The organism is Actinobaculum sp. 313, from assembly GCF_003073475.1.
Taxonomy (GTDB): Bacteria; Actinomycetota; Actinomycetes; order Actinomycetales; family Actinomycetaceae; genus Asp313.
Genome location: NZ_CP029033.1, coordinates 541,221 through 553,049, shown reverse-complemented (window position 1 = coordinate 553,049; position 11,829 = coordinate 541,221). Strand labels below are relative to the sequence as shown.

General features: G+C 61.0%; 10 protein-coding genes. 6 read left to right on the top strand and 4 right to left on the bottom strand.

What is annotated here, in order from left to right; translation table 11 throughout:
• Positions 1-687: 687 nt before the first annotated feature.
• The gene (locus tag DDD63_RS02375; RefSeq protein WP_108715024.1) at positions 688-2,415 is read right to left on the bottom strand and encodes a succinic semialdehyde dehydrogenase; all 1,728 of its coding nucleotides are present in this window, start codon (positions 2,413-2,415) and stop codon (positions 688-690) included.
• 350 nt (positions 2,416-2,765) lie between these two features.
• Between DDD63_RS02375 and DDD63_RS02370 the strand changes: the two genes are divergently transcribed.
• The 5 genes from DDD63_RS02370 to DDD63_RS12180 all read left to right on the top strand — a co-directional run bounded on the left by DDD63_RS02370 (position 2,766) and on the right by DDD63_RS12180 (position 8,702).
• A complete protein-coding gene (locus DDD63_RS02370; protein WP_240611343.1) occupies positions 2,766-3,608 on the top strand; it encodes an ABC transporter ATP-binding protein in 843 nt (280 codons plus the stop codon).
• Between the two features lie 136 nt (positions 3,609-3,744).
• The gene (locus DDD63_RS02365) at positions 3,745-4,626 is read left to right on the top strand and encodes an ABC transporter permease (RefSeq protein WP_164505425.1); all 882 of its coding nucleotides are present in this window, start codon (positions 3,745-3,747) and stop codon (positions 4,624-4,626) included.
• A gap of 174 nt (positions 4,627-4,800) precedes the next feature.
• On the top strand, positions 4,801-5,991 hold the full coding sequence (locus DDD63_RS02360) for a histidine kinase (protein WP_164505424.1): 1,191 nt from the start codon (positions 4,801-4,803) through the stop codon (positions 5,989-5,991).
• The gene (locus DDD63_RS02355; protein WP_108715020.1) at positions 5,988-6,593 is read left to right on the top strand and encodes a response regulator transcription factor; all 606 of its coding nucleotides are present in this window, start codon (positions 5,988-5,990) and stop codon (positions 6,591-6,593) included. Before DDD63_RS02360 ends, DDD63_RS02355 begins: the two co-directional genes overlap by 4 nt.
• A 1,032-nt stretch (positions 6,594-7,625) precedes the next feature.
• Positions 7,626-8,702: a trypsin-like peptidase domain-containing protein gene (locus DDD63_RS12180; RefSeq protein WP_164505423.1), complete on the top strand. Its 1,077-nt coding sequence runs from the start codon at positions 7,626-7,628 to the stop codon at positions 8,700-8,702.
• A 645-nt stretch (positions 8,703-9,347) separates the two neighbouring features.
• On the opposite strand, the gene DDD63_RS02345 is transcribed toward DDD63_RS12180, so the two are convergent.
• From DDD63_RS02345 to DDD63_RS02335, 3 genes are read right to left on the bottom strand one after another with little or no spacing between them, the layout of a single operon-like run.
• Positions 9,348-10,307, bottom strand: a complete 960-nt coding sequence (locus DDD63_RS02345; protein WP_108715018.1) for an MBL fold metallo-hydrolase — start codon at positions 10,305-10,307, stop codon at positions 9,348-9,350.
• Entirely contained in the window at positions 10,304-10,666 is a 363-nt protein-coding gene (locus DDD63_RS02340; protein WP_108715017.1) for a hypothetical protein, read from the bottom strand. The genes DDD63_RS02345 and DDD63_RS02340 overlap by 4 nt, the downstream gene beginning before the upstream one ends.
• Positions 10,645-11,109 (bottom strand): hypothetical protein, encoded by a 465-nt coding sequence (locus DDD63_RS02335; protein WP_108715016.1) that lies wholly within the window; start codon positions 11,107-11,109, stop codon positions 10,645-10,647. The genes DDD63_RS02340 and DDD63_RS02335 overlap by 22 nt, the downstream gene beginning before the upstream one ends.
• Positions 11,110-11,348: 239 nt before the next feature.
• Between DDD63_RS02335 and DDD63_RS02330 the strand changes: the two genes are divergently transcribed.
• Positions 11,349-11,756: a hypothetical protein gene (locus DDD63_RS02330; RefSeq protein ID WP_108715015.1), complete on the top strand. Its 408-nt coding sequence runs from the start codon at positions 11,349-11,351 to the stop codon at positions 11,754-11,756.
• Positions 11,757-11,829: the final 73 nt, after the last annotated feature.

Genomic DNA, 11,829 nt, shown 5'->3' with positions numbered 1-11,829 from the left:
GGTAGCCAGTAGGCAGTAGGCGGGGCACGAAACGAAGGTCCTACCCGCCCGCAACGGTGTCAGTCCCTGCATGGGCGATCACTGCCCCTTGCACGAGCGTTCGCTATCCAACGCGTGGGCGTTCATTGTCCTCTGCAAGGGTGTTCACTGTCCAAATCCCGTCCAAACGAGAGGAACCCGACCTCGTCGTACCGAGAAATCCGCGGAGCTCCGCCGGTTCGTATATCGATCGAATCGACTTATCGGCCGTTTGGACGGGATTTGGACACGCGCAGTCCTAGCGCACGGCGCTCCACCCCAACACCACCCACACCACACAACTAACACACCAGGAACAAGAGCGAAGAAGTGTCGGGCTCATCAAGAAGTAGAGGCAAATTCTCGACACTTCTCGAAAAACCCGACACTTCTTACAGCATGCAGCGCCCCGGTACGGCCGCGCTCGGCGCCAGTGCCCTGTCACCCCGATCAACGTCCGACTCCAGCCACACGACAGCCAAGAAAACAGCCAAGAAATGTAGGGAATATGAAGAAGTAGAGGCAAATTCACGATACTTCTCGAAAAACCCTACACTTCTTACAAACCACCCTGCCGGTAGGCGGAAAGGCCACCCTATCGGCCCCCAGGAGCACCACCCTGCCAATAGCCGCTAGGCAGCAGACGGGGCTAAGACGAAATCAGGCACGTCACCTGTCATACCCCGGAATTCGCGCCGTAGCGCGTAAGAATAAGCGCATGGTGCGCGCCCACGTCTCCGTCCCAACGCTGCCCGGCGCCTGAATTCCCATCGCACGCTGCACCGCGATTGTCTGTGACTCCGTGTACTTCAGAATGCCCTCCGCGCCATGCCGTCTACCCAGGCCGGAGTTCTTCATCCCGCCCATGGGTGCAGCCAGCGACGCCCACGCGGCGGTGTACCCGTCGTTGATATTGACCGTTCCCGCCTGAATCTGCCGTGCCATTGCCCGCCCATACCGAACATCCCGAGTCCAAATCGACGCATTGAGTCCATACGGCGTGTCATTAACGGAACGGATCGCCTCGGCGTCGTCGGCAAATGGGTAGACGGCGACGACGGGTCCGAAGGTTTCCTCGCGGTAGACCCTCATCTCTTCCGTGACCCCGGTGAGAACCGTGGGTGCGAAAGCCGTTGGCCCAATGGCGGGCAGCGGCGTGCCACCCGCGAGCGCAACCGCTCCTTTAGCCAATGCCTCGTCTACATGCGCCCGTACTTTCTCGAGTTGCCGACTGTCAATCAGCACGCCGAGGTCAGAATCCCAATCAAGTCCGGTACCAACCCGCAGTTCATTAACAGCCTCCGCGAAGGCGGGGACGAAGCGATCCCACACGGCACGGTGAACGTACATTCGTTCAATAGAGATGCACAGTTGGCCGGCGTTGGAGAAGCACGCCTTGATCGCACCGCGCACACTGCGCGCAATATCGGCGTCGCCGCGCACAATAAGCGCATTCTTTCCGCCCAGCTCCGCCGACGCTCCGATCAGCGCACCTGCCGCCTGAGCGGCGACTTTCGCTCCCACCTGAGACGACCCGGTGAACATGAGGTAGTCGGCCTCGTCAACCAGCGCCGCCCCCACCGCGGAACCCGATCCGATAACCACCTGGAACAGATCGGGATCAAGGCCGGAACGTACCAGCAAATGCCGCGCGGCCAGGGCGGTGTACGGCGTGAGACTGGCCGGTTTGACGACGACGGCGTTGCCCGCCGCAAGGGCCGGAATCGCATCGGAAACCGCCAGGGTAAGCGGATAATTCCATGGCGCAATAACCGCTACTAACCCCTTCGGGTGGCGGTGGATCTGGGTGTCAGTGAGCAGCGGAATTGCGCCTCGGCGCCGCCTGTCAGCCAGATGCCGAGCCGCAGTGTTCGCGTAATAGCGAGCCGTCATCGCCGTATCAGCGAGCTCTTCGAACGCGTCGGCGCGGGCCTTCCCGCTTTCCCACTGAATGAGGTCGAGCAGGGCGTCCTGCTCACGCCATACCAGGGTTTGATACGAGCGCAGCACTCGCACACGCTGACTGATCGGGGTCGCCGCCCATGCCTGCTGCGCCACTCTCGCGCGGCGTGCTGTTTCTGCAATGTCCTGCGGAGTCGCCACCGGTAATGCCCCGATGCGGCTGCCAGTCAGCGGTGAGTAGACGGCCAATTTCGCCGCAGTATCCGGCTCCGGTGTCCCAATGAGTTGCCGGAGCGCTCGCCGCCCGCGTTCATCCACATTCTCCTGTGCGTGGGCGTAACTCTCCCGTGCTTGTGAGCTGCTCTCCTGTGCCTGCGAGCTATTCTCCCGCGCGTGCACGCCGCTCTCCTGTGCCTGCGAGCTATCCTCCCGCGCTTGCGCACTATTCCTCGCATCAGCCGCCTTCGCCTCGACTCTGCCGATTCTCTCCGCCATACGCTCATCCTAGAAGTGCATCGCACACCGCTCTGACTATTTCGCTTCCACCGATCTGACATTTGTCATACGGCTGCCGTGGAAAGTGCTGCTCCAGTTCATTACATCCGGCTCTACCACAGCGGATTCCCAGCGGGAAACATAGAAGATATGAAAGCTACGAGTGAACGAAATGCCATGCCAGGGGCGCCGAGGATGCACCCACAGATGCACACCCGACAACCCCAAACCCTGCAGTCGCACAACCACACGCCGCGGCCTCGTACGCTGTATCCGTAGGTCCAGGCCCAGCAGCCGGAGACGCAATCACCGCTCGCAATCTGACGCGGACGTATGGCACGAAGAATAAGGTGTTCACCGCAGTCAAAGGAATCAACCTCGACGTTCCGAAGGGCGAGGTCTTTTCTCTGCTAGGCACCAATGGCGCCGGAAAAACGTCAACGATGGACATGCTGGAAGGCCTTGCCCGGCCCAACGGTGGAAGCGTGCGGGTGCTGGGGCAGGATCCTGTCGCCAACCGCAGCCAACTCCGGCCGCATATTGGCACTATGCTGCAAGAAGGTGGCTTTTCCCGGGATCTCACCGTGCGAGAAACCCTCACCATGTGGTGCGGCACCCTGAGCCAGCCACGCGACCCCGTCAAGCTGCTCGGGGAACTCAACCTGACCGATCGAGCCGAGGTCCGAGTATCCGCGCTCTCCGGCGGTGAACGACGCCGCCTCGACCTGGCCTGCGCGTTGGCTAACGCCTCACCGTCCGTGCTCTTCCTCGACGAACCGACAACCGGTCTCGATCCCGAGTCACGGGCCACCGCCTGGGAACTGCTCCGCGCACAGAACGCGAACGGCACGACCATCGTGCTGACGACGCACTATTTGGAGGAGGCGGAGGAGCTGGCCGACCGGCTGGCCATCATGCATCAGGGCGAAATCGCCCGTTCAGGAACAATCGAGGAGATCGTCGCCGATCATCCGGCAGTAATCACCTTCCGCACGCTGAACCGGCGATTGCCCGACCCTCTTGCCTCCCTGGCAGAAACCGTCGGACCACGCACCACCATTGAGACCACGCGCCTTCAGGAACACCTGGCAGTGCTGCTCCGCTGGGCGGACGCAGAGAACGTCACGCTCAGTGGTCTCTCCGCGCGAGAGGCGACTCTCGAGTCCGTTTTCCTCGGCATCGCCAACAGTTAGGCCTACAACGCGCGCTCTGCCGCTTGCATGATCGGCGCCGTCGCCACCAACACCGGGCATGGCCAACACCATCGCCACCAACACCGGTATGCCCAGCGCACCCACTGGTGCGTCGCCAATTAGGAAAGAAACACATATGCCTTACGAAAAGCTCCAATTCAAAGTACGCTCCACTCCTGCCACGCAAGCAATGCCCGACGGGTCTCCCGCCGCGCCCGGCAGGACAGCATCACACTCACAGTTCCGCAAGGCTCGCGCATTGCTCGGAAGTGAATGGGCACTACTGCGGCGAAACCGCATGTTGATGGCCACCGCCATCATGTCTCCACTTCTGATCCCCCTCTGGGCGAACTCGCTGGCGGAATCTTCGAATATGCCGCCTTTAACGGCTGCCACCATGCTGTTGTCACTTCTCATAAGCACGACCCTGTTAACCGCGACGTATTTCAATGTCTTGTCCACCTACGTCTCACGTCGTCAAGACATGGTTTTGAAGCGTCTGCGTACAGGTGAATGCTCAGACGCGACGATTCTCATCTCGGCCGCTTCTCCAGCCGTCCTTCTTTCCTTAGCCGCGCTCGGAGTCGGCTTGGCGATGTCCTCGTTCCTATTCGAGCTGCCCCTACCGAAGTATCCAGAACTCGCTATCGTTGGCATTGTGCTGGGCACAGTTGTGATCGCCGGAATCGGCGCACTAACAGCTATTGTCACCCGCACAACCGAATCCGCCGGTGTTACGTATCTTCCCTTCTTCGTCGTCGGATTCCTCGCGACGAACGGACTGCTGCCTTTGAGCAGCATGCCGGCCTGGGCGGAGCAAGCCCTTCTTCTCGTTCCCACCAATGCGGTTACGGTTATTGCCCAGTATGGGTGGCTCGGAATCGACAATAACGAGGCCTCGCTCTCCCGCCTGGGGGCCCTGCTTGAGTCTTTGCCTGCTTTCGCTTCCCTCGCCGTCTGGTGCGTAGTGATCGCGGTGATTGTCCGCGCCGCCTTCCGCTGGGATCCCCGTGCGTAAGGCAGCGCGCGACCCGGCGCATGGCCTCCTCCCGCGAGGTAAACAGACGTCGCCGCATCCATTCTTGGTCGGCTTCATCCGCCATGACGCCCCCACAAGGCCCCGCCATGACGCCCTCCCCACAAGGCCCCTCCCCACAAGGCAAGCAGGACATCTATGCGTAAGATAGCGACCATGGAAAACACCCCCGCCTTGGGGTCGCCGTCGCGCCTTTCGCGCTGGCTTGGTGCGGAGAAACACCACAATGTCACGCGCTCTGGACGTCTCATGACGACGAGCGTCACCTGGCCACTCATTATCTTCAACGGCCTCATGCCCGCCTTCGCTGCGACCACCGCCCTTGAAGAGATTCTGCTCATTCAGCGGCCGTGGTTCTGGTCGGTCGGCGCAATGGTGATGGGCATGGTGGCCGGTCTTGCCATGTATCTACTGCTGACGTATCGCCCACTAGCTCGGAGATCCGTCGTCGTGTTGTGCGGTCTTCCTTGGCTTCTTCTCGGCGTCATCGTGCTGCTTGCATTCGCCCAGGGCATTCTGGCGGGAGTGGGACGCTTCGCTGTGGCCGCACTTGTGGTACCGGCGGCCGGGCCGCTCACTACGATCGGACGTTGGTACGTCGGGGCTGGCTTCGCGCTACTCACATCGATACCCGTTATTCTGCTGGCCTCTCCGGCGATGGCGTTCTACGTCGTATTGATGTTCACGACGACGCACAGCTCCATGTGGTACTTGGCGATCGTTGATGAACTGGAGGAGGCGCAGCAGATTCGCGCCGAACTCGCCGTCGTCGACGAACGGCTTCGCTTCTCGCGCGATTTGCACGACGTCGTCGGCCGCTGGCTTGCGGTTATCTCGCTGACTGCGGAAACCGCCTCCGAATTGGCGACACGCGGTGACGAACGCGCGATCGCCCAGACTCGCCGCATCCAAGAGTTGGCCGATGAGGCGCGCCGCGACGTTCATTCCCTGGTAGCCGGTTACCGGCAAGTGGACGTCCAACGCGAGCTGGACGGCGCGGCCGGACTGCTACGCTCGGTCGGCGCGGAGGTCTCTATCAGTGTGCGAGGCACTTACGGTGACGACGACGCCGAACTGTTCACTGCCGCTATCCATGAAGCGACGACGAACATCCTCCGGCACGCCACGCCGACGCGCGTTGATATCGCGGTCAATCACCACTCTTTGATTGTCACAAATGACGGAGTTCTCGAAGCAAACGCTCAGGGTGCCGCACAGACAACAAGCGGTGGTGGACATGGTCTTATTGGACTAGCGGAGCGGGCACGGGCGGCGGGCGGCAGCCTGGTGCATTATTGTCAAGGCAATTCTTTCGTACTCCAACTCGACCTGAAGGGCACCCCATGATCCGCCTACTCCTCGTTGACGACGAAACGCTTATTCGGTCGGCACTTGCTGCCCTGCTAGCGCTTGAAAAAGATTTCGAGGTGTGCGGCGAGTTCTCCAGCGGCGAAGAGGCCCTTGCCAATGTGCGTGGTGTCGAGCCGGATGTCGCCATCGTGGATCTCCAATTGCCTGGCATGGACGGCATCGAGACCTGTACGGCGCTGATGCGCGAGTATCCAACCGTGCGCACGATAATTGTGACCAGCCACGCTCGCCCCGGCTATCTCAAGCGGGCCCTCGCCGCCGATGTTCGCGGCCTGCTCCCGAAAACTGCGAGCCGCGCGGCATTGGTCGGCGGCATCCGGCAGGTCGCCGCGGGCCGGCGCGCCGTCGACCCCGAGTTGGCGGCGGAGACAATCGCAGTTGGAGACAACCCGCTAAGTGCGCGTGAAGCGGACGTGTTGGCACTCGCTGCGGATGGGTCACGCGTGGCGGAAATCGCGCAACGTCTATTCTTGGCGGAGGGAACCGTGCGCAATTATCTTTCGAGCGCGCAAGCCAAGATGGGGGCCGCCAATCGCTTCGAGGCAGCCCGCCAGGCACGAGCCAAGGGCTGGATCTAGCCTCACCGACGACGCCTTCACCTGTGGATCCACACCCCTTCACCTGCGAATCTACACTCCGCGCCGATCTTGAATCACTCCAACCTTATGAGGTGCCCCAACAAAGCCGCAGGTCACTGCACTTAACCGTCACATGCCCAGCATTTGTGGGACCTTTCGAGTATTGCACCGCTCACCCAAGTAGCGTAGCGTGCGAATTGTGCCACGTTAGGACAACGGGGTTCGACGTGGCAGCAGAGCTTTGCCTAGTATGTGCATGCGCCACCTACAGCATGGCGCCAATGCCTACAACGCTCCCCACGCAGATTATTCCCAGGCTTCTACAGGAGAACATTGCAACTTCCCATGTTAGATGGTTACCAACTAAGAAATGAATCGGCCAGTCCGTGCGTTACACCGACACGGATGAGACGTAAGGAGTAACAGATGCATGACGCCTCGTGGAACCCCCACCAGGGAGCAGCACCGGATCCCTCTGCAGGTACATCAACCGGCAATGCGGATTCTCGTGCCAGAGCTGATGCCTCCACCCCAGTAACAACGCCCGGTGCGTCACACCCTGGCCCCAACCCGGGTGTGCCTTCTACCTCGGTAGAGCCCAACGCTTCACAGGTAACTGGTGCTCCAACGGCGGCTTACCCTCCCGGCGGAGGCTTGGTCGACACTACCACAGTCCAAACTGGAGGAATTCCAGTTCCGGCACCGCAGCCCACCGTTACACATAACGTAGAAGTTCCCCTCGCAACTGCAGGTGCAATGTCCGACGGAGATTCCCTCCCAGGAGGCCCTGCGCTACCGGGGAGCCCGGGCACTTCCGGCTACAACACTCCCCCAAACTTTGGACTAAACGTCTACGGCGCCACTGGGTATACCAACGGCCCCACCGGTTTTGCCCCTCAGGCACTCGTACCGTCTCCGCCGCGCCGCCGTTTCTCCACCGCCGTCCTGGCACTAACGGCCGCACTTGCCCTCGTGCTAGGAGGTGTACTCGGAACAGGGATAGGGACCCTGATCCAGGGTGACAATACCGCAGTGGATACGCCATCACAGACTATCGACCCCTTCTTTACCGACCCGGGAACTAATGATGTCGAGGGCACTGAGGGCGGCTTTATTCCGGTCCTGCCAAACGATCAAGAAGACTCCGATGCGGCCAGCACCGGAACCCGGGTGGAATCGGCACCGGGAGTCGTATTGATCAACACCCTACTCATGAATGGCCAGGGAGCCGGTACCGGAATGGTTATTGACCCCTCCGGACTCGTTCTCACGAATTATCACGTTGTGGAAGGGTCGACCACCGTCAACGTGACGGTTGGCGATACCGGCCAAACGTATGAGGCTACCGTCGTCGGGCATGATGCCAGCCGAGATGTTGCACTCCTACAGCTTAAGAATGCGACAAATCTTGAGACGGTGAAGATTAACAAAGGCACGGTTAACGAGGGCGACGCTGTCTCTGCTATCGGAAATGGCATGGGGCAGGGCTACCTATCCGAGGTTAAAGGCAGCGTGACCGGTCTCAACCAACAGATCACCGCGCAGAGCGAGGGATCCTCCTCGGGATCCGAAGAGCTGTCGGGGCTGATCAAGACCGATGCCGACGTGGTCTCCGGGTACTCCGGCGGACCGTTGATGAATGCGGACGGCGAAGTCATTGGCGTTACCACCGCCGCCTCAATGGGAGTTACCTCAACCCAGGTCTCTGGCTATGCCATTCCGATTTCCGATGCGATGGCAATTGCTGATCAGATCAAAAACGGTCAAAGCAGCGACACGGTCGTGATCGGAAAGAATGCCGCGCTTGGAGTGTCCATCTCCACAGCAGACGCGGATTCCCAGTCGTCAGGTCAGCAGGCTGATCCAAGCCAGTCGAATTCCAGCGGGGCGATTATCCGCGAGGTCTTCGAGGGCTCCGGCGCTGAAGCGGCGGGCCTGCAAGCGGGCGAGACAATTACCGCCTTGAACGGTCAGGAGCTTTCTGCCTCTGAGCTCTCCGAGGCCATCAAGCGGTATTCCGTGGGAGATAAGGTCACACTAACCGTAACCGGTGTTGACGGCACCTCGCGGGAAGTCGAAGTCACCCTCGGTGAATCAACCGTGAACTGACCTGTGTAGCGGTAGCACAACCGCAGCGGACGGAGCCGAAATCTGCACGCAGATTTCGGCTCAGTTCTTATTTCTGACACGTGGCTACTGCATGGCTGACTCGTACCGCCTTTGGTGGTTTGACACTGTGCGTGAAGGGTTCGGAAAACACTCCGAGCCGAGGATCCCCGCTGCCGACAGGGATTGATTGTCCACTCCAGGTGGGAGCTCATGCTCCAGGTGAGGGCGCCTGCTCTGAGCTAGGTCGCTCACTGCTCGCGGTGTATCTCTTCGCCGACTATGGATCTGCTCCGCGTTTTTCGCCGGGGTCCTGTCTTTGCGCGGAGATGTATGAATAACCCGGAGAGAATCCATAGCTAACGCAGCAGTGAACCCGGTCGAACCGAGAGGTCTGGTAAGTGTGGTTGTGTGCAAGCGTAGCGATAAAGGGCCTGGTGGGCGCGGGCGTGTGGTTGTGTGCAAGCGTAGCGATAAAGGGCCTGGTGGGCACGGGCGTGTGGTTGTGCGCATGCGTAGCAATGAGCTACCTGGTGGGTATCGTGAGAGGCCCGCTTCTACTTGCGAACCCGGCCGCCGACTCCGCTGGCGCTAGCCTCCTCCCCACTACGCCTATGTGCAGGCGCAGTCCGCACAAGCGTTACCTCTCTACTGGTGTTCCTTCGCCAGGTACTCCACCTGTGCCCGCACGATCATGCAGGCAGCTGTGCGAATCTGACCAGTGGTATCCGGATAGACAGCCGCGGTGACCAGTTCGACGCTCGGACCATACCGCTCCACTGCGGCTCGCACTTCCACTAAACGCTCGTGTCGATGGTCCCGGTAGAAACGAAGCCACTGAAGAGGATCAGCCACCTCCGGACCATGCCCGGGCAGTAGCCGCCTCGCACGGCCTGCGGAAAACAATTCCTCAATCCTGTCCAACGAGGCGAGATAGTCGGCGAGATGCCCATCGGGATGCGCGATCACACTTGTCCCCCGACCCAAGATGGTGTCGCCGGTGAACAGTAGACCTTCGCCGGGCTCAAGCAGACAAACCGAATCCGCCGAGTGGCCCGGCGTGGCAATGGCGACCACCCCCTTGATGGAGGACGGACAGCCTCCGCCTACGGAGTGCCGACGCCCCGCGTCGTCGGCGGAGGTAACGGAACCGGCGGACGGAGGGCAGGCATTCTGGTATGGGGTGCTGAGCCTTGCAGGGGTGCTGAGCCTTGCAGGGGTACCGGTTATCGTCTCGGCGGAACCCGCCGGTTGGAGGTCCGCGGCGCGGCGGAACGTTCCGCCATGCCCCGCAAGCTCCGCCGCAGTGACAACCTCTGCCCCGGTATGTTCTGCCAATGTCGGCACGCCAGCGGTGTGGTCAGGATGGGAGTGCGTGGTGATGATCGTGGTGATCGAAACACCCAGCAGATCGGCTCCGGCGATAATGGCGTCCAGATGCGCGCGCTGTGTCGGCCCGGGATCGACGACGACGCCCTGGCCCGCGGCGGCTAACACATAGGTGTTGGTTCCGTTCAGGGTCATAGGCGACGGATTGTTCGCGAGCACACGCACCGCACAAGGTGCGATACGTTGTACCTCCTCGGCAGCTCCCAGTTCCGGGATCATGTCTCCCACCGAAGAACGAATTCTCCCGGTGCGCGCTGTGTTGGCACGAATTTGATGTGCCTCGTCACCGATTCCAAGGCCCCATCCAGGCTCGAAGCCGCCGCAAGCTCCTCAAGATTGACCCGAGTGGGTGCAACCAGTGTGATCTCGCCACGCTCCGCGCGCTCCAGGTGACCGGCAGGTGTATCCCAACCTGCGCGTGTGGCCTCCGACGATGCAAGCACCGGATTCTGCCCCTCCGGCAACAGCGCGGTGAAGAAGGCGACGGCGAAGCGTTTCGGAGCGTAGTCCGGCGTCGTCCACATTCCACGGAAGGCCACGGTACGAAAATCGAGCGTCAGTGAGTGCTCCCGAAGCATATCGCCGAAGTCCAAGCGATGGGCTTCCACTTCGCGCCGTGCATCTTCCCACTCATCACAGGCAAGGGATGCCTCCCTTGGGCTAGCAGCACACCGGATTCCTCGAAGACCTCCCGTGCTGCGGCAAGCAGCATTCGATGGGTCTTCTCCTGTTCCTCATCCAGACGCCACGCCCACACGTCGGTGGAAGGTCCCAGCATCGGAATGTCAAGATCGTCGTCGTCTGGGCGCACGGAACCACCCGGAAAAGCGGATACGCCGGGAGTGTGCGCCATGGTGGAAGCGCGACGCACCATGTACACCTCGAAAGGATGGGAACCGGAGGCGGGACGCAACAGCATGACAGTCGATGCCGGGCGCGGAGTCACCCCTACGGTGGGGTTGGACAGCCAGTCGCGGACGGCAGGGACTTGCGCATCCGGAAGCGGAAAGTCACGAATCACACCGCTATCCTAGCGTGGTCACACCACCCGAAGCGGATCAGTTTCCTGCTGTGCACGGGCCGAGCGTAGGCGTTCGTCGGAGAGTCTGTCGGTTGTCAATGTTTCCACATGCTATTTCGGCGGCACCTGTTCGGCATTACTCGCACGCCGGTGTGCGACGCCCACCGCACTCTACCCCGGTGTTTTCGGCGTACTTAACCTTGGTGTTTATCCCACGTTCACGTCCTGTTAGCACGTCTATGTGGCAGCCATGGGGCCCGGCCGTGCTACAGGGCCGACTCTTCCTCCGCCGCTGCCGTGTCGATTCCAGCGAGGGCCCGGCCGTGCTACAGGGCCGACTCTTCGGCAACGGAGTTCACGGTGAGTCGGCCTTATGCGCGGTCGACGACGAAGGAAGTGTCGACGACGAAGGAGGTGGGCAGGTCAGCATACCACTCAAAGTCTTAATCGGCTACGCTGCATTAGTGGCCGTGGCACTGATCGCCGGACGCATCGCGAGCGATGCCGCATTCAGTCAGGTACTGCGTGCCGAGTTGCCGTTGCTCCTATTGCAACTTCCCTTTGCGATCATCTGCGTCTACGGGCGCGACTGGGTATTACGTTGGGGTGAGAAGCCTTCACCACCCGATCACGATGTGAGGCACTAACCCCTGACATGCGAGGCAAGTACTCACGCAAGGTCCAAAAGAAGGCCCGACCCACACCTGGGTCGCGCATGGC

What these genes read in the sequence shown, in the direction of transcription:
- DDD63_RS02375 (WP_108715024.1), bottom strand. Translation starts at nt 2,415, where the DNA reads ATGGCGGAGAGAATCGGCAGAGTCGAGGCGAAGGCGGCTGATGCGAGG.
- DDD63_RS02365 (WP_164505425.1), top strand. Translation starts at nt 3,745, where the DNA reads ATGCCTTACGAAAAGCTCCAATTCAAAGTACGCTCCACTCCTGCCACG.
- DDD63_RS02360 (WP_164505424.1), top strand. Translation starts at nt 4,801, where the DNA reads ATGGAAAACACCCCCGCCTTGGGGTCGCCGTCGCGCCTTTCGCGCTGG.
- DDD63_RS02355 (WP_108715020.1), top strand. Translation starts at nt 5,988, where the DNA reads ATGATCCGCCTACTCCTCGTTGACGACGAAACGCTTATTCGGTCGGCA.
- DDD63_RS02345 (WP_108715018.1), bottom strand. Translation starts at nt 10,307, where the DNA reads ATGATCCCGGAACTGGGAGCTGCCGAGGAGGTACAACGTATCGCACCT.
- DDD63_RS02340 (WP_108715017.1), bottom strand. Translation starts at nt 10,666, where the DNA reads ATGCTTCGGGAGCACTCACTGACGCTCGATTTTCGTACCGTGGCCTTC.
- DDD63_RS02330 (WP_108715015.1), top strand. Translation starts at nt 11,349, where the DNA reads ATGTGGCAGCCATGGGGCCCGGCCGTGCTACAGGGCCGACTCTTCCTC.